A 23,226-nucleotide genomic window follows, 5' to 3' on the forward strand; every position below is an offset into this window, starting at 1 on the left:
CATGCAGCCTCCGCCCCTATTTCCACCGCTCACCGTCACGGACCAGATGGGCCGGCGTGTGGCCGTGCCATTTCCGCCGCGCCGTATCGTGTCGTTGGTACCGTCTCAGACGGAACTGCTGTATGAGTTGGGCCTGGGCAAGCTGGTGGTAGGCGTCACGAAGTTCTGCATTCATCCGGCGGAAGCCCGGCAGCAGGCTACTATTGTGGGCGGCACCAAGAATTTCGATTTCGAGAAGATAGCGGCGCTGAAACCCGATCTGATTATCGGCAATAAAGAAGAAAACTACCAGCAAGGCATTGAGCAGTTGGCGGCGCACTATCCGGTCTGGATGAGCGACATCAGCAACCTGCCCGAGGCGCTGGACATGATTCGGCGCGTGGGGTTTATTGGTGGCGGCAAGGAAGCGGCCGAGGCATTAGCCACCGACATTTCAGCTTCATTCGCACAGTTGCCTCAACTTGCCGCGCTGGTGCCGGCCGCGTATTTCATCTGGCGCAAGCCTTATATGGTAGCCGGCACAGGCACTTTTATTGATGAAATGCTCCGGCTTGCCGGTTTCCGTAACGTATTCGGGAATCTGCCTCGCTACCCCGAAATAACGCCTGAACAGCTGCAACAGGCTGCCCCTCACCAAATCCTGCTTTCCTCAGAGCCTTATCCGTTTCAGGAAAAACACTTGGCCGAATTCCAGTCGCTCTGCCCGGCGGCAGTAGTGCGCATCGTGGATGGAGAGCTGTTCAGTTGGTACGGCAGCAGGCTGCGGTTGTCAGCGGCCTACTTTCAGAAGTTGAACTCCTCACCAGCCTAAGTATAGGCTATTCCACACTGAAGCCAGCTTTTTCCAGCTCAGCCCAAAATTGTGGATAAGACTTACGCACTACCTGCGGAGCCTCGATGGTAAGTGGCCCGCGCAGTGCGAGTGGCGCGAAGGCCATAGCCATGCGGTGGTCGTGGTAGGTGGCCACGGTCTGGCCGCTCACATGAAAGTTGTCGGTACTCACACGGAAGTGGCCTTCGCTCTCCTCTGTCAGGAACGCGCCGAAATTGGCCAATTCGGTCTGGAGGGCAAAAATCCGGTCTGTTTCCTTGATGCGCAGGCTTTCCAGGCCAGTCATCAGCACGGGCACCTGCAGGGCAGCGGCTACTACGGCCACAGTTTGGGCCAGGTCAGGGCAGTCAGTGAAGTCCTGCGTGAACGGCTCGGTAACTGCAGTCTGCATGAGGCGCACGCCGTCGGTGAGGTACTCAGTAGTTACGCCCAGCTTCTCCATTATGCTTACAATGGCTTGGTCTCCTTGCCAGGAATAGCGGCGCAGCCCAGGCAGTTGGATCCAAGAGCCAGCAGGCGCCAGCGCCACCATAGTATACCAATAGCTCGCCGCCGACCAGTCCGATTCAATTGTATAGTCGGTAGGCTGATATTGGCCGGGGCGAGCTTCTACCACCGTGCCCAGGTCGCGGCAGTTGCCGCCGAAATGCTGCATTAAGGCCAGCGTCATCCGGATATAGGGACGCGAGCCAACTTTGCCCGTCAGGTGCAGGCGCAGTCCGTGCGGAAGCGTGGTTCCTATCATCAGCAGCGCGGATATGTACTGGCTGCTGATGTCGCCGCGTACGGTCAATTCAGCCATTTCTTCTGCTTCGGAAGAGGTTTCAGTATAGTGCCAGCCACGCAGCCGCAATGGCGGATACCCATCTTGACCAGCATACTCTATTTCAGCGCCGAGCTGGCGAAGGGCGTCCACGAGAATGCCTATGGGCCGCTCCTGCATCCGGGCGGTACCCGTGAGCAGGGCATGGCGGTTGGTTATAGCCAGATAAGCCGTCAGGAAGCGCATTACAGTGCCAGCATCCTCGGCGTCAACCTCCGCAGCGGCGGGGTCTGACAATAGGCGCTGCATAAGCTGCGTGTCGTTAGCATCAGACAGGTTGCTGAGCGTGCCGCCCCCGGCCAGTGCCTGTAGAATCAGGGCGCGGTTGCTTTCACTTTTGGAGGCGGGCAGTTGAGCCGTGCCTCGCAGAGGGCCGTTAGCCCAGTTGAGCGAGAGGAAAGAGTTGATGGCAATGAATCTGTGGGCCAAATCATTCGTTTTGGCCGTTATTAAACAATGTACTGGCGGCTGAAGCTGATCAACGCGTACCTACAGCCGGTGGTAATAGCGCAGCGAGTCCGCTAGCTCCTGTATCGTGATGGGCTGGTCGTACACACCACGCCCGATGCTGTGTAATAGAGTACAGTTGATGATGGAGCCTGCATTCTTCTTGTCCTGCCACGCGTATTCCGCAATGGCCTCGGTTTCTAATGAGACAAACTGCACCTTATCAAATACCGAAAACAGAAACGTTTCAATCTGGTCCAGCTCTTCGGTGCTTAACAGGCCTTTCTGCACCGATAGCCAAGCCTCGCACATCATCCCGGCCGCCACAGCTTCGCCGTGCAGGATTTCGCGGCCCGACTGCGTAAGCAGGTAGCTTTCCAGGGCATGCCCCACGGTATGGCCGAAATTCAGGAGCTTGCGCGGGCCAGCCTCCAGTGGATCCTGCGCCACTATTTCCGTTTTCAAAGCCACCGACGCTTCAATTGTACTGGTCCAGTCTTCCAGGAGCATGCCCGTGCGGCGCTGCACCTGGAAAGCTTCGGCATCGGCAATCAGGCTGTGCTTCACGACTTCGGCATACCCGGATTTGAGCTGGCGTGGATCCAGGGTATGTAGAAACCGTGGATCGATAAACACACCCGCCGGCTCTTGAAATACGCCCAAGTGGTTCTTGAACCCCAGAAAATCAATACCGGTTTTGCCACCTACACTGGCATCTACCTGTGCCAGCAAAGTAGTAGGCACCTGCATAAAGCGGATGCCACGCTTATACAGCGCGGCGCAAAACCCGCCCAAATCGGTAAGTACGCCGCCACCCAGGTTTACCAGTACCGCATGCCGGTCGGCCCGGCGCTCCGTCAATTCACTCCAAACAGTTTCGCAGGACGCCAGCGTTTTTGCTTCCTCCCCTGCCGGCAGCTCGATGACAGTATGGTCACTGGGAAGGTAAGGCAGTAGCAGAGGATAGCAGAGTCGGCCGGTATTGGCATCGGTCAGCACAAATACTTGACTGATGGCAGGCTGACGCAGCATTTCGCCTAATCCTGGCAAGGCATTTGCTCCAATAGACAGGGTTTTATTCAACTTAAACTTGCTTTAAGAAAATTAATTTCAACTACCCTCCCAGGTAAAGTACAAAAATAGCTTGCTGTGATGCAACTTTAAGGGAGCAATTCTGATCATCAGAACGAAACTTACAACCTATTAGATTATGCTATTTTCTACTACTCGAATTTTGCTGGTTGCGGCACTGGCAGTATGCTTGTTTTCAAGTGCTTGTAGCCGGGATGCTATGCCGCCGATGGAGCAACAGCTAGTTGGTCGATGGGAGTGGCAGCAGACATCTGGCGGTAGTGAAGCGGTTCTTACCCCAACCAACACAGGCCATCAAATGATTGTAGAATTTGACCGGCGTGGTCGGGCGCGCTTCTACCAGGATGGCAACCTGACAAGTGCCGCCGCTTTTACCGTACGGCACTTCCGGGGTGGGTTCCGTCGGTCGGGCCGCCACGTCATTCTTTATCGTGGCTATGAAGGCAGCCAGTACTATTCTGTAGCTGGCAATACCTTGTATTTGCAGGAAATGCGCGGCAAAGCTGCCCGCCACAGCTATACCCGGCTCCCATCCGATAATGCTGTTTCTACTGTCATGCCACGGCCGCTGTAGTTTTTCGCCTTTGTCTGCAACTTTCTGCATTGTATGCAACTCCTACTGTATATCTATGCTTCCCTATGCAACCAACCCGACTTCTGCCTGCGCTAGTATTGCTCTGCTGCCTGAGTAGCGGCTGTAAAAAAGAAGAAGCGGCTCCTAGCCGAGCAGATCTGCGAGGTAGCTGGGAGTGGAAGAGCAGCTTTTGTGGCTGGAGCGGTGCTAGCTCTCCTGCTACCACTGGTTACACCGAAGTATTGTTGCTGGACTTCACAGGAAGGGCGCAACTCTACCGGAACGGGGTTCTGCAGTCTAATACCACTTACACACTTACCCGCCATTATTCAGCCCTAGGTCAGGAAACGGCGGATTACATCAGCTTCGACAATCGGGAGCTTCGGTTCAGAATCCAGAACAACACGCTGACCCTATCAGAGGAAACCGCCGATGGCTGCAGCAGCTCCTATGTGCGGGCAAATTAATAGCAACTACAAATGGCTACTCGCATGCTAAAACGCTTTACCTCCGCTACGTTTCTTGCCGTAATCTGCCTGACCAACATGGCAGCTTTGTGCTGCCGTCCCACAGAGCCGGGCAACCTACCTGCCAACTTCGATGTGCTGGCGCAAGATCAGGGCTATTGGGAATGGGAGCGAAATGTAACCGAAGGGCCGGTTGTTTCGCCAACTACAACGGGGTTTTCACGCCAACTCGTTTTCGGGGCCGATGGGCAGCTCACTATCCGCCACAACGGGCAGGTTCAAAGCCAGATTTCGTATCAGCTATCCACCGGCACTTTCCCCCGGTGTGGCACTCCACAGCCGGTGTTTTCCCTAGTCACGTTTACTCCCGAGCCACAGGTGCCTAATAACGAGCGAAAATCTTATACGGTGGAGAGTACACCTGCTGGCCGCACACTGTCCCTGATTGGGGAAGATGCCTGCGTAGATGGTGGCTACTACGAATCCTACACTTGGCACGAGGAATAGCTGTCCTATTCGGGCCGTTGCATAATCTCAGTTTGCCGCCGAATGCTCTCTACATGAATCAGCTTGTAGAGCTCCGCTACAAACTTTTCGTTTACACCAGCCCGCTTCGCCCATTCGGGCCGCGACGTGAAGATGTCGTTCCAACGGTCCAGCTGCAGAATCTTCACATTATTCTCCTTCTTGTACTCGGCCAGCTCCCCTACTAGGGCCATACGGCGGGCAAGCGCCTCAATAATTTCGCGGTCTGCCACATCCATCTTGTGGCGCAGCTCTTCCGCTTTGTTGAGGTATTCCGCGTTATTAGACGACCGGTAGCGGTATTTCAACTCGCTTAGTATCTCGCCTAAGCGCTGAGGTGTTACTTGCTGCTCGGCATCCGAGAGGGCACGGTCGGGGTTCGGATGTGTTTCAATCATCAGCCCATCATAGTCCAGATCTAGGGCTTTTTGGGCGATAGGTAATAGTAGGTCGCGACGCCCCCCGATGTGACTGGGGTCGCAGATAAGCGGAATGTGCGGGAAGCGCGTTTTCAGTTCGATGGGCAGCATCCAGGTAGGCGCATTGCGGTACCGGGAAGGAGCAAATGTGCTAAAGCCACGGTGTATAGCCGCCAGATCGGTGATACCTGCTCGCTCCAGCCGCTCCAATGCACCGGCCCACAGCGCTACATCGGGATTTACGGGGTTTTTCACCATCACCGGCACGCCAGTACCGGCTAGCGCATCGGCCAGCTCCTGCACCGCAAACGGATTTACAGTTGTGCGAGCACCTATCCAGAGAACATTAATACCGTGAGCCAATGCTTCCTCAACGTGGCGAGGCGTTGCTACCTCAATGGCCGTAGGCAGGCCAGTTTCAGTTGTTACGCGCTGTAGCCAGGGCAACGCTACACTGCCCATTCCCTCAAAAGAGCCAGGGCGGGTGCGAGGCTTCCAGATGCCTGCCCGAAACAGGTCTATGTTGCCCAGCGCTTGTAGCCCCCGCGCGGTGGTCATCACCTGCTCTTCTGTTTCGGCAGAGCAAGGCCCCGCAATCAACAGTGGATTACCTTTTGCGGCGAGGCGACGGGTGAAAAAAGTATCAGTGGCGGGCAGGGCGTTCATAGGAGCGGTAGAGAAGAAAACGAAAGGGCTGAAACGGCGGCAAAGCGGAATGAAACCTGACGAAACTACGTTGGCAGTAGCTGGCCGCCGAAGTAACCAGGCCCGTTCAACCGTTGTTTAACGGTTATATTTGCCTTTCCAAACCACCCGCCCAAAGCTACTATCTGATGCCCACAACCCAAGCCCCACCCATCTCCTTCGACGATACAGCCGTAGCCTTCGCCTCTAAATCTGATGCCGAACTGCGGAAGATGTACGCGCTGTTTGCTGCCATGAACAACAACGTGCTGGTAAAAACTGGTGGGGGCCTCATGAAAACCGCTCTGAAGTGGCAGCTACCCGGCACCAAATTCCTGATTAAGAAGTCAATTTTCAGTCAGTTTTGCGGAGGCGAGACCATCCAAGAGTGCATTCCTGTTATCGGGGAACTAGGCCGTTACCAGATAGGCACCATTCTGGATTATTCGGTGGAAGGTGAGGGCAGCGACAAAAGCTTCGACCACACCCGCGACGAAATTCTGGCCACTATTGATCTGGCTCACCGCTCTACCCACATTCCGTTTTCGGTATTTAAAGTAACCGGGCTAGCTGACAGTGCGCTGCTGGAGAAAGTGCAGGCAGGCAAGCATCTGACGGTTACTGAGCAGGCCAGTTACGAGCGGGCTCACGCCCGCGTAGACGCTATTTGCCAGCGCGCTCATCAATATGGTGTGCGGGTGTTTGTGGATGCTGAAGAAAGCTGGTTTCAGGAAACCATCGACAATCTGGCCTACGAAATGATGCGCAAGTATAACCGCGAATCGGCCATTGTCTGGAACACCTACCAGCTTTACCGCCAAGACCGTCTTGAGGCAATTAAGGAGGCCTACGCCGATGCAAAGAAGGAGGGATATTTCCTGGGTGGCAAGCTTGTGCGGGGTGCATATATGGAGAAAGAGGCGCGCGTAGCAGCCCAGCGTGGCTACCCCAATCCAATCAACCCCAGCAAGCAGGCCACCGATGACTTGTACGATGAAGCCTTGCGCTACTGCGTAGCCCACGTAGAACGCATCAGCATTTGTGCCGGCACTCACAATGAGGCTAGTTCCCGCCTCCTGACGGAACTGATGCAGGAGCATGACCTACAACCCGGCGACCCTCGCATCTGGTTTGCGCAGCTGTATGGCATGAGCGACAACCTGAGTTATAACCTAGCTTATGCGGGCTACAACACAGCCAAGTATGTACCCTACGGTCCCGTTGATGCAGTAATGCCTTATTTGCTACGGCGGGCCGATGAAAATACTGCCATTGCCGGCCAGAGTAGCCGAGAGTTCCTGCTCATTCAGAAAGAGATACGCCGCCGCCAGAGCCGCTAGTATAATTCTATTCAGTTGGTACGGTTTTGGGTAGCAAGGGCCGCTGCTTCACAAAATGTGAAGCAGCGGACTTTTTTTTCCTATTTTCCGCTCCTGTACTCCACACCAACCACCATGTTCGGCCGAATTCGCAGCCATTTGATCCGCTTTGCCCGCCACCAGGTAGGTACTGTCAGCTACCTAAACTTAGTGCAGGAAGCTGAACTAGGGCTTAATCTGGAAATCTCCCACGAAAAAAGCCGGCTCAATGAGTTGCTGGCAGAAATTTCTGAACAAGAATTTGCTGCCGGCCGCCCTATCATCAGTTGCCTAGTTAAGGTAGAAGGCTCCAAAGGACAGGGCGACAATTTTTACAAGCTGTGCGAACGTCTCGGTTTAGGAGAATGGCGTACCCTCAAACAGCAGGAAGACTTCCTGAAAAATATGCGCCGAGAATGCCGCGCGTTCTGGCAGGACGAGCGGAATTTCGAACAGTTTGGGCAAAAGTAGACTGATTGGATAGAGCTGAACAGTAAGAAATAAGGAAAGAGAAATATTGACCTGGCCCGAATTTTTTGTGTAACCCCACACAACAGGTCGCGTTTAGTACTGCAGATCCAGGCGCAACTCCACCTACTCCTGTGCCGGATTTACTTTCCTTCTTTTTTCAAATTAACTCTCCCACTCATGAACACTAACGATTCGAACAACCCGCTGAATTCAGGTACTGGCTCAGGTGCTAACTATGGCACTGGCTCTGCTGGCTCCGGCTACGGCACGGGCAGCGGCTCTACCTCTAGCGGCAATATGGGTAATTCTAGCACTGGCAACTCAAGCATCGGTAACGATGATAGCGCACATCATGACTACAGCGCCACTCAGAAAGGTGCTGCAGTAGCTGGCACTGCTGGTGCAGTAGTAGGTTCCGGTGTAGATGCCGTTCAAAACGCCGCTGGTGATGCAGCTCGCGCTGTAACAGGTAGCAACACTACCTACGGTTCGGGCAGCAGCTACACGACCGGCATGTTCCGTGACCGTGACAGCGCTGAGAAAGCCTACACGTCGCTGTCGTCGCGTGGTTATTCTAAAGACGACGTGAACCTGTTGATGTCGGACGAGACTCGCAAGAAGCATTTCGGTGAAAACACTGTCGACACTGACTTGGGCGATAAGGCCATGGAAGGTGCTGGTGTAGGCTCAGCCATTGGTGGCACAGCAGGTGCCGTAATTGGTGCTATTGCCGCTATCGGTACTTCGGTTGCACTCCCAGGCCTGGGCCTCGTAATTGCTGGTCCGCTGGCAGCTGCTTTGGCTGGCGCTGGTGCCGGTGGCCTCACGGGTGGTCTAGTAGGCGCACTGGTAGGTTCGGGTATCCCAGAGGAGCACGCTGTTGAGTACGAAAACGACGTTAAAAACGGCGGTATCGTGATGGGTGTACGTCCTCGTAACGAAGAAGACGCCCGTTACTTCGAAGAAGAATTCCGTCGTAACAACGGCGACAAAGTACGCCGCTACTAAGCTAGAGGTGCTTAAGTAAAAAGGCCCTTCCCTAATCGGGGAGGGCCTTTTTTTGTATACTGGTCCAAGCCAAAAATTTCAAAAGGAAAACTTGGCATGCCTACAAATCTGGCCCGGTTTTTAGCAGGATATTATAGCAGAAACCCATGCAACTCCGTCTATCGGATTAGCGCCTTTCTGCCAGAGGTCTTGCTCAGCAGTATGGCACTTAATAGATGCCATTCGGGGTTTTATAGTAGAACCAGGGCCTCTACCTAGCCGTACGGGTTCAGAACGGCTTTTGTGTACATTTGATTTTCCTCCATTTCACCCGACTTTCCATGTCTTTCCCCAGAATCAAGATAGGCTTGTATGCCGCGGTGGTGCTGGCCGTATTCGTGCTGGCATCTTATAAGCTGTACCGCCGTGGCGATGCACGCACCCCCGAAAAGGACGCTGTACTGATCCAGGCCATGCTTCAAGGCCTTACTGCTGCCCACTACCAGCCCGAAAAGCTCGACGATACATTCTCTAAGCGTGTTTTCGACTTATACCTGAAGCGTGTAGACTCGAACAAGAAGTTTCTGCTAGCCTCAGATGTTACTCAGTTGCGCAAGTTTCAGACGGACATTGATGATCAGGTGAAACGCGGTACTCATGAGTTCATGGACCAGACGAACGTGGTGCTCGACCAGCGTATCAAAGATGTGCAGGTGCTATACCGCGACCTTCTGGCCAAACCATTTGATTTCACTACTGAGGAATCGTTTGAGACTGAGCCCGACAAGATGGTGTACGCGGCTGATAAGGCCGCACAGCGCGAAGAATGGCGCAAATTTCTGAAGTATCAGACTCTGGTGCGTATTTCAGAAATGATGGACGCGCAAGCGAAGAAGAAGGACAAGCCGTTGGCTTCGACTTCCGTAACTCCTTCGGCTACTACCACTTCTGAGCCAACGCGTACCCCTGCTGAAATGGAAATTGAAGCGCGCAAGCGGGTGCTGAAGTACTTCGATGACCAGTTCAACGATCTGCTGCAGAACGATGCCAATGACCGATTGGCCATGTATGCCAATACCATTGCCAATACTTACGATCCGCACACGGAGTACTTCGCGCCCCGTGACAAAGAGAGCTTCGATATTGCCATGACGGGCCGCTTCGAAGGCATTGGGGCTACGCTGCAGGAAAAAGACGGTAATATCAAAGTCGCGGACATTGTGCCAGGCTCAGCTTCCTACCGCCAAGGTGGATTGAAAGCCGGCGACATTATCCTGCGTGTAGCACAGGCAGCTGAAGAGCCTGTTTCGGTAGAGGGCTGGCGCTTGGACAAAGCCATTACCTTGATCCGTGGCAAAAAGGGCACGGAAGTACGCCTGACGGTGCGCAAGCCTGACAACAGCACGAAGATCATCCCTATCATCCGCGACGTGGTAGTGATTAAAGAGACCTTCGCACAGTCGGCTACTATCAATGAGGCAGGAAAGAAAATCGGCTACATCAAGCTGCCTACTTTCTATGCTGACTTCAACGACAACGGTGGCCGCAGCTCAGCGGAAGACGTGAAGAAAGAGCTGGAGAAACTCAAGCAGGAGAATGTACAAGGAGTAGTGCTTGACCTTCGCTTCAATGGTGGTGGCTCCCTACAGGATGCTGTAGAAATGGCGGGTCTGTTCATTGATAGCGGCCCAGTAGTGCAGGTAAAAGGTAGCCAGGGTGCCGCCAGTGTCCTCAACGACCGTGACCCGCGCGTGCAATACAGCGGTCCGCTGGTGGTGCTTGTGAATAAGTACAGTGCCTCCGCTTCCGAAATTCTGGCTGCCGCTATCCAGGACTATAAGCGTGGCGTGGTGATGGGTGCTGCCAGCACGTACGGCAAAGGCACCGTGCAGCGCATTTTTGACCTCGACGATGCCCTGCCGGCTGAGTTCAACAGCATCAAACCGTTCGGCTCGCTCAAGCTCACAACCCAGAAATTCTACCGTATCAATGGCGGTTCGACCCAGTTCAAAGGCGTAGTTCCGGACATCATCTTGCCAGACGCATACAGCTACCTCGACCAGGGCGAGAAAGAGCAGGAGTACGCACTGAAATGGGACGAAATCAGCCCGGCTCGTTACCGCTCGTGGGCGCAGGCGCCTTCCTTCGATAAGCTGCGCACTGCTAGCCAAGCTCGTGTTGCTGCCAGCCCTAGCTTCCGTCTCGTGAATGAACTGGCGCAGCGTATGCGCAAGCGCAAAGATGAAACGAAGGTATCGTTGAAGCTGACTGCTTACCGTACCGAGCAGGAACAGAACAAAGCCGAGTCGGACAAATACGAAGCCGTGCAGAAATCAGCCCAACCCTTGGCTATTGCTCCTTTAAGCATCGACCTGAAGGCACTGGGTACCGATACGGTAGAAGTGAACCGTGCCTCGCGCTTCACCAAAACCCTGAACAAGGATATCACACTTCGTGAGGCTGTGTCGGTAGTAAAAGACCAGATGTAAGCCATCCATAAAGAGTACCATGAAAGCGCCTGCAGCCTATGCTGCAGGCGCTTTTTTTGCGCCCACTGCTAGCATTCTGCGAACATTATTTTCCTTTAGCAAATAGACCATACTTTCAACTACTCAAATTATTGATTTTACATTCACAATAATCTTATAATCAGTGATTATAAACCAATAACATCATACCAATATTTTTAGCAAATACAGAACTAATCACTACTTTAGGGCGTTGAACTGATATGACGATGCAAGACATGGAAACCCCGATTATTCCGCTCGTTACGGACGAGCAGCAGAAGCTAGCTGATGATACCTGGCGCAAGTCTATTCCGGCGCAGGTGTTTCTCAACTACTTCTTTGCCATCAACTACCACATCCAGGAAGGTGACGACGCAGCCGGTGGCCTGCAGCACCTCCCCTTCTTCCGCGCGCATCAGGCAGAGTTGACTGATACGGACCTGACGGCTGTAACGAAGCTGCTGCATGCTTGCTGGAGCACAGAGTATGCGCTACGCTCTACCGCTGAGCTAGGCGACGAAGATTACCTGCGCAACGCGTTGCATTGGACTTTCCCGCAGGCCTATCATACTATTATGGCCGGGTTGCAGGCATTCCTGTACACGGCCGGCGTGCGCGGCAACAACCCTTCGCTGGTTCGCCGGGAGGTGGGTCGTCTGGTAGTGCGCAATGCGTACCCACGCCCGGTTGCGTTCTATGCCGCTGGCGCCTACGGCGACTTTAGCATTCATCGGCTGCCGCTGGCGGGCTACAAAGCAGGCTTGCACATTGCGGGCAAAGAAATCGACGCCCAGGCTCAGATCGGGCAGTTCCTGCGCACTACGCGCAAGCTAAAAGCCACGACTACCCGCCAGCAGATTCAGGCCAACCCGAACACAGCGCTACGCAGCCAGAAAACCGGCAAGGTGCTCGACAAATGGACGGCTTCACATTGGCAGCAGATTACGTGGCGCCTCGGCTACACCACCATCTTCGATTTGCTGGGCCGCCTGCGCATTTCGCAGACCAGCCGGGAGATTGAGCGTTTCATTGAGGCTGAAATCGACTTCAAGCTCTTCCACCAGTCGCTGCTCAATATCGTGAGCTACCTCAATGGCATCCATGAAACCTACGTAGCCAAGGCTATGGGCTTGGAGCGCTACCAGCAACTAGTGGCCGAGCTGCCAAAGCACTTGCAGCATAGCTTCGTGGAGGACCGCCTGCGCACCCGAGTGCAGCCGACCATCACCGGTGAAGCGCCGATGCCGCAGATGGGTATTGCGGCCTAATACCCTTAGTTACTGATTACAGTTAGATCCTACTTCATATACACGTAAGAGCCGCCCTGCTGGGGCGGCTCTTTTTGCTTGTACCCGCCGCCAACTATCCGACTCTTTGCGGGTTTATGCGAATAAGTGTCCAGGCCGCACTACTTTTGTGGCTTGACTTTTCCGGCCCCGTGTGGGCCATGTTTTTAAGACTCTCCCCATGCAGCACCTCAGCGAACAGGAAATCATACGCCGCCAGAAGCTAGAAGAGCTTCAGAAGCTCGGCATTGAGCCATATCCGTCCGAGCTGTTTGATGTGAACTTCTACGCTCAGGAAATCCACGATAATTATCATGCTGAGCTGAATAATTTTCAGGATGTAAGTCTGGCAGGCCGCCTGATGTCGATTCGGGTGAAGGGCAAAGCCTCATTTGCTGAGCTACAGGACGCTTCGGGCCGTATTCAGCTCTACATCAACCGCGACGAAATCTGTCCTGGCGAAGACAAAGAGCTATACAACACCGTGTTCAAGAAGCTGCTCGACCTCGGCGACTTTATCGGCGTGAAGGGCCATGTGTTTAAAACAATGGTGGGCGAAACCTCCATTCACGTAACCGGCCTCACGGTGCTGAGCAAAAGCCTGCGCCCGCTGCCCGTTGTGAAAGAGCGCACCGACGAAGCCACCGGCGAGAAAGTTACGTACGACGCCTTCACGGACCCCGAGCAGCGCTACCGCCAGCGTTACGTGGACCTAGTGGTGAATCCCCACGTGCGCGAGGCCTTTATCAAGCGTACCCAGCTGGTGCAGGCCATGCGCAATTACCTCAACGATAAAGGCTATCTGGAGGTGGAAACCCCGATTCTGCAGCCTTTGTATGGTGGTGCGGCGGCCCGGCCGTTCAAAACCCACCACAACACGCTGGACATGACGCTATATCTGCGCATTGCCAACGAGCTGTACCTCAAGCGCCTCATCGTGGGCGGCTTTGATGGGGTGTACGAGTTCAGCAAGGACTTCCGCAACGAGGGCATGAGCCGGTTTCACAACCCGGAATTCACGCAGATGGAGCTGTATGTCGCCTACAAAGACTACTACTGGATGATGGATCTGGTGGAGGAAATGGTGGAGCGCGTGGCCTTAGCTCTGCACGGCAAAACCGAAGTGCAGGTGGGCGAGAACCTCATCAACTTCCAGCGCCCTTGGAAGCGCTTCACCATGGCCGAATCGATTGAGCACTTCACAGGCTTCAACATCGATGGCAAGACCGAAGATGAACTGCGCGCTGCCGCCAAGGAATTGAAAGTAGGCCTCGACCCCAGCATGGGCAAAGCCAAAATCATTGACGAAATCTTTGGGGAGCATGTGGAGCCCAAGCTGATTCAGCCCACGTTCATCACCGATTACCCGGTGGAAATGTCGCCGCTGGCCAAGAAGCACCGCAGCAAGCCAGGCTTGGTAGAGCGGTTCGAGGCAATCTGCAACGGCAAGGAAATCTGCAATGCCTTCTCCGAGCTCAACGACCCCATCGACCAGCGCCAGCGCTTCGAAGACCAGCTGGAGTTGGGCAAGCGCGGCGACACGGAAGCTATGGTACTGGACGAGGATTTCCTGCGGGCTCTGGAGTACGGCATGCCGCCTACGGCCGGACTAGGAATCGGCATCGACCGCCTGAGCATGATTATGACTAACTCCGCTTCCATTCAGGATGTGTTGTTTTTCCCGCAGATGAAGCCGGAAAACACGAAGTCAGAAAATGCGCCGAAGCCTGAAGCTGGTGCATAAGCAATAGCACCACAACCTGCTAAAAATCAGAAAGCCTCCCGCAGTAAAGAGCGGGAGGCTTTCTTTTGGTAACTGACTACGTTTTCTGTTGAATAGCGGTTCTGAAGAAGCTTACACAGTGCCTGTATGATTTTACTATCAGGTCTTGTTAACCATTCTCTGACAGAAGCTCTACAGCTGGCAATTTTACGACAGATGCATATCCAACTCTTTGCAAGCCGGTTATGTATTCTTTAACGGAAGTCTGCCTATGAGGTTTCAGGCTGACCGAAAGAATTTTCTGTTGAGATAAACTGGCTGGACAAAAAATCAGAAAGCCTCCCGCAAAATATAGCGCGGGAGGCTTTCCTTTTAATATAACTGACTTACCCTTCCAACCGGGGTTGATGGAAGAAACTTGCGATGGACGTACTAGATTTTACTACCAGAGGATTTGAATAGCTCCAGTAGAAGCTCAGTCGTCGGCAATTTTACTTCTAAGAACTTCTCCGATTTTCTTTCAAGTCGGTTATATCTTCTTTAACGCCCGATTCGGTTTAGGGTTTCAGCAGAGTTACTTTTTTATTAACTATGACTGGTATAGCCGGGGAAATGACGCCCGTCGCTGCCTATGCCATCATAGTCTGAGTCCGCGTCATCGGAGCTAGCACTCGGCTGTCCAATAGAACTGAGCAGGCTATCGGCTGCAGAGCGGTCTGCTTGCTGACGGTCGGCCGTGGGGCCGGTGGCTTTGGCACTGCTGAATCGGTCTAAACCGTCTTTCAGGAGCTTATTCAAGTCGCCGCCGAACTTAGAGGCTGATTTTTTGAGCCCGGATCGGGTTTCATCACCGGTTTCGGGAGCCAGCAGCAGACCGGCAACAATGCCAGCAGTGGCGCCAGCCAAGAGTGACAGAATTACTTTGCCTTTCGTGTCTTGCATACCGCAATGAATAGTGGAAGTGAAAAGATGTAACGCCAGTATATCGGCTTGGAATGATATAACGTCTGAACGGCGCATTGGTTAAAAAAAAAGCGTCGGCCTTCTTGAGAAGACCGACGCTTTTTTTAGGGAGCGAATGACCTACAGGTCGTTCAGCATTTTTACTACTTCGCTTTTGGCTTTGCCCAGCTTGTTCTGCAGACGGCCAACCAGCTCATCGCCTTTGCCTTCCGTGTAGTCCAAGTCTTCGTCAGTGAGCTGCGCGTATTGTTGCTTCAGCTTGCCTTTCGAGGCATTCCAGTCGCCTTTCAGTTTCAGGCTGCTGCCCGTTCCGGTCAGGCCCATATCTTCCAGCTTCTCAACGTAGCCTTTGAACTTAGAGTCCAGCTCTTCACCGTACTTCGACAGCTGCTCACCTAGCTGGCCGCTGTATTTGGTGGCAGCGCTGCCAATCTTGTCACGGGTAGCTTTGCCTTTGTCCGGAGCCATCAGCAGGCCGGCGATAATGCCAGCGCCAGCGCCAGCCAAAGCAGCGAGGAGAATTTTTCCGGAGTTGTCTTCTTCGTGATACGACATGATGTAGAGGGAGAGAAAGGTGATGAATGAATTTCAGGTGGGTGGCAAACGGCCGCTACAACGTAGCAGGCCGCAAACGTAAGGCCGAAGCCCCACTGTACTATGCCATTCTGATGCCTAATACGCGGTGCGGCGACGCGGGTTTTGGTCCGACTCAAAAAAGATACATTCTGCGCTATACTAGCAGGACTAGGGGCCGCAACTCCTGGCAGCAGCCTCGTATATGCTCCTGAACTTCTACTTTCACGCCCTCCTCCTTCCAGTTCTGCTGCTATGATAAAGCTTCTTCCTCTACTCCTGTTGGCCGTTGCCTGCAACCGGGCGACACCGCCCACCACTGATAGTGCCACCTGCATCGACCCGGCCAAAATCCGCAAAGATGCCATGTGCACTATGCAGTATGACCCAGTATGCGGCTGCAACAACGTAACGTATGGCAACGCTTGCACAGCCACCAACGCTGGCGTGCTCAGCTTTACGCCCGGTGCCTGCCCCGGCAGCTCTACTCCCACTTCCCCCCGCTAAATCCGATGTCTGAAAAACGCTATTTCCGCCAGCAAAACCCTTTCCGGGTTCCCACTACCGATGGCAAGCTAATTGAAGAACACATTGGGCTGGCTAGCACCCGTACCGGACAGTACAGTGTAGCGCATATGGTAGCTCCGCCACAGTGGAGCGAACCACACCAGAATCCGGAATTCGACGAAGTGACCATCGTGGTGCGAGGCCGCAAACGGTTTGAAATAGATGGTGACGTGGTAGAACTACGTGCCGGCGAATCGTTGCTGATTAAAGGCGGCGCGCGGGTGCGCTACTCCAATCCGTTTGAAGAGGAGTGCGAATACTGGTCTATCTGCGTGCCGGCCTTCTCGATGGATACTGTGCACCGCGAGGAATAGAGTGCCGGCCCATACCCTGTAGTGCTATGCCGTGGTTGCTGCTTTCAGCATCCTGCTTATCTTGTTCCGTTCATCACTCAACCCACCATGGATCAGCGCATTATCAATCTGTTCGACGAGTACACCCATGCTCCGCTTACCCGCAAGGAGTTTATTGAGCGGCTGGTGAAGCTCGCCGGCGGTACCGCGCTGGCTATGTCAGCGCTGGCGGTGCTGGAGCCGGGCTACGCACAGGCGGCCACCGTAAGCGGCCAAGACGACGATTTGCTGCTGGAGGACGTGACCTGGAACGGGGCCGACGGAGTGCAAATGAGGGGTTACCTCGCACACCCTAAGTCAAAAAAGAAACGTGGGGCTGTGGTGGTCATCCACGAAAACCGGGGCCTGACTCCCCACATCAAGGATGTGACGCGCCGCGTGGCCAAAGCCGGGTATCTGGTGCTGGGTGTTGATGCACTTTCGCCGCTGGGTGGCACGCCCGCCAACGAAGACGAAGGCCGGGCCCTGATTGGTAAGCTTGATGCGCAACAAAACCTGCGCAACTATCTCTCGGCCCTCGCCTACCTGCGCCAGCATCCGGAAAGCAACGGCAAAACCGGGTGCGTGGGCTTCTGCTGGGGCGGTGCACTGGCCAATCAACTCGCCCTGAACGACCCGAAGCTCAATGCGGCCGTCGCCTACTACGGCACTCAGCCCAAAGACGCAGATCTGTCCAAAATCAAGGCGCATCTGATGCTGCATTATGCCAGCCTGGATGAGCGGGTGAATGCCGGTAAGGACGCGTATGAAGCCGCCCTGAAAGCAGCCAGCGTGAAGTACGAGCAGTACGTGTATGAAGGCGTAAACCACGCCTTCAACAACGACTCCTCCCCTGCTCGCTACAACGCTGAAGCCGCCGACCTGGCTTGGGGCCGTACCCTGAAGCTCTTCAAGGATAAGCTGAGCTAAGAATATCTTCCTCCAGGTAGAATACAAGCCAAAGCGGCCCCACCAGAACTGGCGGGGCCGCTTTGGCTTGTACTAAGTACCGAGCCTACATCCGGGTGTCCGGCTTGGCAGCTGGCAACGGCTTGCGGGGTAGCTTCTGGTCGCGCATGGCAGCTTGGTACACAAACGAGGCTACCAGCACGGAGGCCTGCTTCAGGTCGTCGGCGGGGAGCCGCTCGTAGGTGTCCATGTTGGTGTGGTGGGTGCGGGTGCCGTAGTCGAGTGGGTCCTGAATGAACTGGAAGCCCGGCAGGCCCACCGCATCAAACGAGAGGTGGTCGGTGCCGCCGGTATTGCGTAGCGTGACGGTGGTAGCGCCCAGGTCGGCGAAAGGCTTGAGCCAGTCCTGGAAAATAGGCGCGGCGGCTTCATTGCCCTGAGCATAGATTCCGCGGATTTTTCCCGCGCCGTTGTCCAGGTTGAAGTAGGCGGCTAGCTTCTCGTGCTCCGGCAGCAGCTTCATGGTAGCGGGGTCGGCGAAGTGGTTCTTGACGTAGTTGCGGGAACCGAACAGGCCCTGCTCTTCTTCTCCCCACAGCGCAATCCGGATGGTGCGGCGCGGCTGTACCCCAGTGGCTTTCAGGATGCGGACGGCCTCCATCATGATGGCGCAGCCGGCGGCGTTGTCAGTGGCACCAGTGGCAGCGTGCCACGAGTCGAGGTGGCCGCCCAGCATCACCACTTCGCTTTTCAGCTTCTTGTCGGCCCCCGGAATTTCGGCTACCACGTTGTAGCCTTTCAGGTCCTGGGTCTGGAAGCGGGTACGGGTTTCCAGCTCAATTTCGACGGGAATCCCGGCTTCGGTGAGCCGGATAAGGCGCAACTGGTCTTCGGGAGCCATTTCCAGCTCAGGCAGCACGGGCTTGGCATCGGCGGCGTACGGTGCGCCATTGGACGTGAAGAACGTACCATCGGAGCCGCCTCGGGTGCTCAGAATGGCCGCCGCGCCTTCGGCTTGTACCATATCGGCCAGCTTGGTGCGAAGCGCAGCTTGCGCGCGGCGGGTTTTCATCCGCTCCTCCATATCCGTGTTTGCCGGAGTAGCGGTTGGCGCTTCGGGCTTGAAGTCCGCCATCTTTTTCAGCTCCTCATCGGTGTGGCGGCGGGCATCCGGCTCGAAGGAAGGTTTAGGCGGATTTGCCACCTCAAAGAGCACAATTTTGTCGCGCAGCTGGCCCTGATACTTGGCCAAATCGGCTTCGGTAGCAGCTTTCACCACTACCACCTGCTTTCTGAGCGCGCCGTTGGTGCTGGGCGTCCAGGCCTTAGGCGCACCAATCATGGTGTGGTAGTAAGGCGCCGTCATGGCCACATACGACTTCTCGATATCCCAGCCACGGCCGAAGGTGCCCCAGGGCTCCACATTAGCCTTCACAAGGCCCCAGTCGGTAAGCTGCTTCTTGGTCCATTCGTTGGCGCGAGTCAGGCCTTCGGAGCCGGCTAGGCGCGGACCGCAGACGTCGGTGAGATAGAAGGCCGTTTCCATCACCTTGGAGCGGTTTAGGCCTTCATCTTTGATTTTGGCCAGCATGGCCGGATCGGCTTTCGTGCCTTGCTGGGCCAGTGCGGGAGCCATAACGGCGAACGAGCCGGCCAGCGCCAGAAATCGAAGTGTATTCATTGCGTAGGTTAAGTTGGACAAAGAAGCCTCGAAAACTAAAGTACCGGGAAAATGAGGTGCGTTGCGCGGAAGAGGAATATCTTCCGCCCCAAAAGTGGCTTACTCTTTATTTCCCCCATTCTTTATCCTCTGCTTCTCTCCGTGAAACTCATCCAAATTTTAGCGCTACTCCTATTTCTGCCGGGGCTAGCCAGCGCCCAGACGCCCGCTCCCGACAGCAGCTACACCGCCAAACTGCAGGCGCCGGGTGTGAAAATGATACCCATTGATGGCAAGTACAAGGTCTGGACCCAGAAGGTAGGCGAAGGCAAAATCAAGCTACTGGTGCTGCATGGCGGCCCCGGCAACACCCACGAGTACTTCGAGAATTTCCCGCAGTATCTGGCTAAAGAAGGCGTAGAAATAAACTACTACGACCAGCTCAACTCCTACCACTCCGACAAAACCGACGACAAAAGCGTCTGGACGATTGCGCGCTTCGTGGAGGAAGTGGAGCAGGTGCGCCAAGGCCTGGGGTTGGAGCAGTTTTATCTGCTGGGCCACTCCTGGGGCGGTATGCTGGCGCTGGAGTACGCTGCCAAGTACCCGCAGCACCTCAAGGGCCTCATTACGTCTGATATCGGCTACAAGGCCACGGTCTTCAACAAGCACCGTTTCAGCCAGTACGCCGCCATTATCAGGCGCCAAGCGGCCACGGAGGGCAAAGTCATTGCCGGCCTCGATACGATGGGGCTGACAAGTCTGGTGCCGTATATCACGCCGGCCGTCACGAAGGAGTTCCGCAGCCTGCACATGATGCGCCTGGCGCAGGAACCGGCCATATTCACGCGCAGCCAGGCGCACATTACGCGCACTTACGCGGGCATTTTCATGCCTTTTATGCTCGCCTGGGACTTCTCCGACCGGCTGGCCACCATCAAGCCACCTACGCTGGTTATCGGCGCGAAGTACGACTTCATACCGCCGGCCGACATCGACTACATGCAACAGCATATTCCGAACTGCCAGAAGTATATCTGCCCCGAAGGCTCGCACTACGCCATGTGGGACGACCCGCAGCACTACTTCCCAGCCCTGATTAAGTTTTTGCGGAAAACGGAGCGGAAAGGGTAACTTCAGTTCACACCTTTCTCTCTTTGCCATGACGGTTGAATACATCCGCTACCGCATTGCCGCCGAGAAGCAGCCGGCTTTCCTCGACGCCATCCGCCATGCCAACCAGCTCCTAGCCGCCGCCCCCGACTGCCTAAGCTACCAGCTCAGCCACTGCGAGGAAGACGCCGAGCTGTTCATCTGGCGCATCGAGTGGACGTCCGTAGAGCGGCACCTGAACGGCTTCCGCAAGAGCGCCGAGTTTGGAGCCTTTTTCCAACTGGTGAAACCGTTTTACACGAGTATTCAGGAGATGAACCACTATGCGGTGGTGGGGTAGAAAACGTCATACTGAGCTTGCCGAATCATCTCTACCGCCTCATTGAATTACCACTTCAAAGAAGTGGTGGATATGCTTCGGCAAGCTCAGCAGGATAATTCTTAAACGCGTCCAGAAACCATCTTTAGCAAGCCGTGAAAAAGCGGATTCTCACTTTATTCTCGTTCATTTCACTCTGTTTGTTGCTGACAAACTGCGTTGCCGTCAGCAAACGAAAATCGTGGATGTGGCGCAAGTTGAAAACCGATACCACCTCAACTCCTTACGTGGGATTTATTGAGATAAATCTGCTCAAGGAAGTCCTCTGGTTACCGACTCCGATTATCATGACAGAAGTTAATTGCTCACGCAATTATTTGCTCGACATTGATTTTCACACGGAAGAAAGAAACGTGTATAACAGTCTTGACTCAATACGTTACAGCATTTCTAGCCCGGATAACAGAATAATTGACGCCGGAGCATTGCCTATTAAGAACGGCCGGTTTAGTATCCGCTCGTATTCGCCCGGAATCTACCGGGCTCAATGCACGACGGAGTCCGGTATACGCCTGGGCAAACAGAAACAGGAACTCAATGGCACTTTCACTATCTACGCCACCGACAGTAGCGGCAGGGCCAAATCAATTGATATCAGCAACGCCAGCCTCAATTATTACAAGCCTAAAATCATGAGCTTCTTTTAGCTCTTCCTCCGCCCCATAACCCCACCCTTGCCTCACTCGTCTAACCGGCTACTGCTCACTTAGCCGATTACGCATGAGTCTTTGGGAAATTATCAAGCGCCTGTACCCGTACGTGCTGCCCTACCGGGGGCTGGTGCTGGCCACGCTGCTGCTCACGCTGGTGGGCTCATTGGCGGCGCAGGTCAATCCGTTTGTGTTGCGCTACACCGTGGATACCGTGCAGGGCCTGCTCAACCAGAATCTGGGCTTGGCGCAGGGCATGGATTTGCTGCTGGCGGTTACGGGGCTGCTGCTGGGCAAGGAAGTGGTCAATACGCTCATCCAGTTCGGGCAGAAGTTCTACGGCGAGAAAATCCGCATCAATGTATCCAGCACCCTGATTCAGGATGCCGTGCACAAGGTGCTCAGCTACGAGCTGGGCTTCTACTCCGACAGCGGCAACCAGACCGGCAAGCTCCAGACCCGCATTGATAGGGGCGTGGAAAGCCTGATGAAGCTGGTGCAGAACTTCTTCATTGACATTCTGCCGCTGTTCGCCAACTCCATTGTGGCCCTGGTGATTATGTTCATGGCCAACGTGTATGTGGGGCTGGTGGCCGTGGCGGTGCTGCCCGTGTACTTCTGGCTCAGCTACCGGCAGGCCGACAAGCTGAACGGCACCCGCCGGGCGTTGCGCGGCCTGCGTGAAGCCCGCAGCCAGGGCCTCGTAAACCTGATTGACTCGGCGGTGGTCATCAAAAGCTTCGTGCGCGAAGACTACGAGGAGCAGAAGCAGGCGCAGGTGCAGCAGAACCTGCAGGCCGCCCAGCTCCAGACCCGCAAAACCAACTTCCTCTACGACGGCCTCAAAACCTTCACCGAGCAGATTGGCGTGGTGCTCATCATCATCCTGACGGCCTATTTGGTGCTCGACCGGCAAATCAGCATCGGGGCCATCATGTTCCATATTCTGCTCTTTAACAACGTGTCGGCGCCTATTCGGCAGCTGCACCGCATCTACGATGAGATGAACGACGCCCTCACCTACTCGGAGGGTTTCTTCGATATTCTGGATGCCCACGACGCCGTGGAGCCCACCGGAACCATCCAGCCCGACCACCTGCGCGGCACCTTCGATATCTGCAACGTGGACTTCACCTACCCCAGCGGCACCCAGGCCCTGCACGACGTGTGCCTGACCATTGAGGCCGGCAAAACCACGGCGCTGGTGGGCCTGAGCGGGGCTGGCAAGAGCACCATCATCAACCTGCTTTGCAAGTTCTACGCCCCCGACTCTGGCAAAATGCTCCTTGACGGCAAACCCCTGGCCGACTACGACACCCACGCGTTGCGCCAGCAAATCGGGCTGGTGCTGCAGAAAAACCACATTTTCAAGGGCACCATTGAAGAAAATATCCGCTACGGCGTGATGGACGCCACCCTTGACCAGATCAAGCAGGCCGCCAAACAGGCCTACCTGCACGAGCAGATACTGGAGCTGCCGAAAGGCTACGATTCCGACGCCCAACAGCTCTCCGGCGGGCAGCAGCAGCGTATTGCCATTGCGCGGCTGTTCCTGAAGAATCCGCCCATCATCTTCCTCGACGAGCCCACCGCCTCCCTCGACGCTATTGCCACCGAGCAAATCAAGAACTCGCTCGACGCCATCAAGCAGGGCCGCACGGTAGTCATCATCTCGCACAGCCTCGCCCAAATCGTCGATTCTGACTGTATCTACGTGATGAAACAGGGCCGCATGGTGGAAAGCGGCACCCACGAGCACCTCTACGACTTGCGTGGCACTTATCGTGAAATTTTCGACGCCTCCGCCCGCAGCCTCAACATTGAGAAGCTGGCCCGCGTGATGGTAGACGACGAGGATGAGGTGGGCGACACGGCGGCGTGA

General features: G+C 55.1%; 22 protein-coding genes. 16 read left to right on the plus strand and 6 right to left on the minus strand.

The genetic code is table 11. From position 1 onward, the window contains the following. Nucleotide 1 precedes the first annotated feature (1 nt). The gene (locus tag H4317_RS14680; RefSeq protein WP_260625685.1) at nucleotides 2-811 is read left to right on the plus strand and encodes an ABC transporter substrate-binding protein; all 810 of its coding nucleotides are present in this window, start codon (nucleotides 2-4) and stop codon (nucleotides 809-811) included. A gap of 7 nt (nucleotides 812-818) precedes the next feature. On the opposite strand, the gene H4317_RS14685 is transcribed toward H4317_RS14680, so the two are convergent. Both H4317_RS14685 and aroB read right to left on the minus strand, forming a co-directional pair. Then, nucleotides 819-2,084: a 3-phosphoshikimate 1-carboxyvinyltransferase gene (locus tag H4317_RS14685; RefSeq protein WP_260625686.1), complete on the minus strand. Its 1,266-nt coding sequence runs from the start codon at nucleotides 2,082-2,084 to the stop codon at nucleotides 819-821. Nucleotides 2,085-2,144: 60 nt separating this feature from the next. Further along, nucleotides 2,145-3,134 (minus strand): 3-dehydroquinate synthase, encoded by a 990-nt coding sequence (gene aroB, locus H4317_RS14690; protein WP_260625687.1) that lies wholly within the window; start codon nucleotides 3,132-3,134, stop codon nucleotides 2,145-2,147. A 358-nt stretch (nucleotides 3,135-3,492) separates the two neighbouring features. On the opposite strand from aroB, the gene H4317_RS14695 reads away from it, so the two are divergent. Next, nucleotides 3,493-3,768: a hypothetical protein gene (locus tag H4317_RS14695; RefSeq protein ID WP_185887326.1), complete on the plus strand. Its 276-nt coding sequence runs from the start codon at nucleotides 3,493-3,495 to the stop codon at nucleotides 3,766-3,768. A 491-nt stretch (nucleotides 3,769-4,259) separates the two neighbouring features. Continuing rightward, a complete protein-coding gene (locus H4317_RS14700) occupies nucleotides 4,260-4,742 on the plus strand; it encodes a hypothetical protein (protein WP_185887327.1) in 483 nt (160 codons plus the stop codon). 5 nt (nucleotides 4,743-4,747) lie between these two features. Here H4317_RS14700 and H4317_RS14705 read toward each other — a convergent pair whose 3' ends face one another. Continuing rightward, complete coding sequence (locus tag H4317_RS14705) at nucleotides 4,748-5,845, minus strand: chorismate mutase (RefSeq protein ID WP_185887328.1); 1,098 nt, start codon at nucleotides 5,843-5,845, stop codon at nucleotides 4,748-4,750. 167 nt (nucleotides 5,846-6,012) lie between these two features. Between H4317_RS14705 and H4317_RS14710 the strand changes: the two genes are divergently transcribed. From H4317_RS14710 to lysS, 6 genes are all read left to right on the plus strand, one after another. After that, nucleotides 6,013-7,203 (plus strand): proline dehydrogenase family protein, encoded by a 1,191-nt coding sequence (locus H4317_RS14710; protein WP_185887329.1) that lies wholly within the window; start codon nucleotides 6,013-6,015, stop codon nucleotides 7,201-7,203. Between the two features lie 57 nt (nucleotides 7,204-7,260). Continuing rightward, nucleotides 7,261-7,692, plus strand: a complete 432-nt coding sequence (locus tag H4317_RS14715; RefSeq protein WP_260625688.1) for a hypothetical protein — start codon at nucleotides 7,261-7,263, stop codon at nucleotides 7,690-7,692. Nucleotides 7,693-7,869: 177 nt separating this feature from the next. Beyond that, entirely contained in the window at nucleotides 7,870-8,700 is an 831-nt protein-coding gene (locus H4317_RS19485; protein WP_349772181.1) for a hypothetical protein, read from the plus strand. Nucleotides 8,701-9,020: 320 nt separating this feature from the next. Beyond that, nucleotides 9,021-11,168, plus strand: coding sequence for a carboxy terminal-processing peptidase (locus tag H4317_RS14725; RefSeq protein WP_185887330.1), 2,148 nt, complete (start codon nucleotides 9,021-9,023; stop codon nucleotides 11,166-11,168). Between the two features lie 257 nt (nucleotides 11,169-11,425). Beyond that, nucleotides 11,426-12,457 carry a hypothetical protein gene (locus H4317_RS14730; RefSeq protein ID WP_185887331.1) on the plus strand — a complete coding sequence of 344 codons (1,032 nt, stop codon included), beginning with the start codon at nucleotides 11,426-11,428 and terminating at the stop codon, nucleotides 12,455-12,457. Between the two features lie 199 nt (nucleotides 12,458-12,656). Continuing rightward, entirely contained in the window at nucleotides 12,657-14,219 is a 1,563-nt protein-coding gene (gene lysS / locus H4317_RS14735; RefSeq protein WP_185887332.1) for a lysine--tRNA ligase, read from the plus strand. A gap of 564 nt (nucleotides 14,220-14,783) precedes the next feature. Here lysS and H4317_RS14740 read toward each other — a convergent pair. Further along, nucleotides 14,784-15,140, minus strand: a complete 357-nt coding sequence (locus tag H4317_RS14740) for a YtxH domain-containing protein (RefSeq protein WP_185887333.1) — start codon at nucleotides 15,138-15,140, stop codon at nucleotides 14,784-14,786. A gap of 141 nt (nucleotides 15,141-15,281) precedes the next feature. After that, on the minus strand, nucleotides 15,282-15,716 hold the full coding sequence (locus H4317_RS19490; RefSeq protein WP_185887334.1) for a YtxH domain-containing protein: 435 nt from the start codon (nucleotides 15,714-15,716) through the stop codon (nucleotides 15,282-15,284). 273 nt (nucleotides 15,717-15,989) lie between these two features. Between H4317_RS19490 and H4317_RS14750 the strand changes: the two genes are divergently transcribed. The 3 genes from H4317_RS14750 to H4317_RS14760 all read left to right on the plus strand — a co-directional run bounded on the left by H4317_RS14750 (nucleotide 15,990) and on the right by H4317_RS14760 (nucleotide 17,563). Next, complete coding sequence (locus H4317_RS14750) at nucleotides 15,990-16,241, plus strand: Kazal-type serine protease inhibitor domain-containing protein (protein ID WP_185887335.1); 252 nt, start codon at nucleotides 15,990-15,992, stop codon at nucleotides 16,239-16,241. Nucleotides 16,242-16,246: 5 nt separating this feature from the next. Continuing rightward, the gene (locus H4317_RS14755; protein ID WP_185887336.1) at nucleotides 16,247-16,615 is read left to right on the plus strand and encodes a cupin domain-containing protein; all 369 of its coding nucleotides are present in this window, start codon (nucleotides 16,247-16,249) and stop codon (nucleotides 16,613-16,615) included. Nucleotides 16,616-16,702: 87 nt separating this feature from the next. Next, nucleotides 16,703-17,563, plus strand: a complete 861-nt coding sequence (locus H4317_RS14760; protein WP_185887337.1) for a dienelactone hydrolase family protein — start codon at nucleotides 16,703-16,705, stop codon at nucleotides 17,561-17,563. Nucleotides 17,564-17,648: 85 nt separating this feature from the next. Here the strand turns inward: H4317_RS14760 and H4317_RS14765 are convergent, their stop codons facing one another. Further along, nucleotides 17,649-19,223, minus strand: coding sequence for a M28 family metallopeptidase (locus H4317_RS14765; RefSeq protein ID WP_185887338.1), 1,575 nt, complete (start codon nucleotides 19,221-19,223; stop codon nucleotides 17,649-17,651). Nucleotides 19,224-19,364: 141 nt separating this feature from the next. Between H4317_RS14765 and H4317_RS14770 the strand changes: the two genes are divergently transcribed. The 4 genes from H4317_RS14770 to H4317_RS14785 all read left to right on the plus strand — a co-directional run bounded on the left by H4317_RS14770 (nucleotide 19,365) and on the right by H4317_RS14785 (nucleotide 23,226). After that, entirely contained in the window at nucleotides 19,365-20,336 is a 972-nt protein-coding gene (locus H4317_RS14770) for a proline iminopeptidase-family hydrolase (RefSeq protein ID WP_185887339.1), read from the plus strand. A gap of 28 nt (nucleotides 20,337-20,364) precedes the next feature. Further along, entirely contained in the window at nucleotides 20,365-20,655 is a 291-nt protein-coding gene (locus H4317_RS14775) for a putative quinol monooxygenase (protein WP_185887340.1), read from the plus strand. 134 nt (nucleotides 20,656-20,789) lie between these two features. Continuing rightward, nucleotides 20,790-21,341, plus strand: a complete 552-nt coding sequence (locus H4317_RS14780; protein ID WP_185887341.1) for a hypothetical protein — start codon at nucleotides 20,790-20,792, stop codon at nucleotides 21,339-21,341. A 73-nt stretch (nucleotides 21,342-21,414) separates the two neighbouring features. Beyond that, complete coding sequence (locus tag H4317_RS14785; protein WP_185887342.1) at nucleotides 21,415-23,226, plus strand: ABC transporter ATP-binding protein; 1,812 nt, start codon at nucleotides 21,415-21,417, stop codon at nucleotides 23,224-23,226.

Source organism: Hymenobacter sediminicola (assembly GCF_014250515.1).
In the GTDB taxonomy this organism is placed as follows: Bacteria; Bacteroidota; Bacteroidia; order Cytophagales; family Hymenobacteraceae; genus Hymenobacter; species Hymenobacter sediminicola.

Bases quoted from the DNA above. Each gene is read 5' to 3' on its own strand.
- H4317_RS14680 (WP_260625685.1), top strand. From the start codon at position 2: ATGCAGCCTCCGCCCCTATTTCCACCGCTCACCGTCACGGACCAGATG.
- aroB (WP_260625687.1), bottom strand. From the start codon at position 3,134: ATGCTGCGTCAGCCTGCCATCAGTCAAGTATTTGTGCTGACCGATGCC.
- H4317_RS14695 (WP_185887326.1), top strand. From the start codon at position 3,493: ATGATTGTAGAATTTGACCGGCGTGGTCGGGCGCGCTTCTACCAGGAT.
- H4317_RS14700 (WP_185887327.1), top strand. From the start codon at position 4,260: ATGCTAAAACGCTTTACCTCCGCTACGTTTCTTGCCGTAATCTGCCTG.
- H4317_RS14705 (WP_185887328.1), bottom strand. From the start codon at position 5,845: ATGAACGCCCTGCCCGCCACTGATACTTTTTTCACCCGTCGCCTCGCC.
- H4317_RS14710 (WP_185887329.1), top strand. From the start codon at position 6,013: ATGCCCACAACCCAAGCCCCACCCATCTCCTTCGACGATACAGCCGTA.
- H4317_RS19485 (WP_349772181.1), top strand. From the start codon at position 7,870: ATGAACACTAACGATTCGAACAACCCGCTGAATTCAGGTACTGGCTCA.
- H4317_RS14725 (WP_185887330.1), top strand. From the start codon at position 9,021: ATGTCTTTCCCCAGAATCAAGATAGGCTTGTATGCCGCGGTGGTGCTG.
- H4317_RS14730 (WP_185887331.1), top strand. From the start codon at position 11,426: ATGGAAACCCCGATTATTCCGCTCGTTACGGACGAGCAGCAGAAGCTA.
- lysS (WP_185887332.1), top strand. From the start codon at position 12,657: ATGCAGCACCTCAGCGAACAGGAAATCATACGCCGCCAGAAGCTAGAA.
- H4317_RS14740 (WP_185887333.1), bottom strand. From the start codon at position 15,140: ATGCAAGACACGAAAGGCAAAGTAATTCTGTCACTCTTGGCTGGCGCC.
- H4317_RS19490 (WP_185887334.1), bottom strand. From the start codon at position 15,716: ATGTCGTATCACGAAGAAGACAACTCCGGAAAAATTCTCCTCGCTGCT.
- H4317_RS14750 (WP_185887335.1), top strand. From the start codon at position 15,990: ATGATAAAGCTTCTTCCTCTACTCCTGTTGGCCGTTGCCTGCAACCGG.
- H4317_RS14755 (WP_185887336.1), top strand. From the start codon at position 16,247: ATGTCTGAAAAACGCTATTTCCGCCAGCAAAACCCTTTCCGGGTTCCC.
- H4317_RS14760 (WP_185887337.1), top strand. From the start codon at position 16,703: ATGGATCAGCGCATTATCAATCTGTTCGACGAGTACACCCATGCTCCG.
- H4317_RS14765 (WP_185887338.1), bottom strand. From the start codon at position 19,223: ATGAATACACTTCGATTTCTGGCGCTGGCCGGCTCGTTCGCCGTTATG.
- H4317_RS14775 (WP_185887340.1), top strand. From the start codon at position 20,365: ATGACGGTTGAATACATCCGCTACCGCATTGCCGCCGAGAAGCAGCCG.
- H4317_RS14785 (WP_185887342.1), top strand. From the start codon at position 21,415: ATGAGTCTTTGGGAAATTATCAAGCGCCTGTACCCGTACGTGCTGCCC.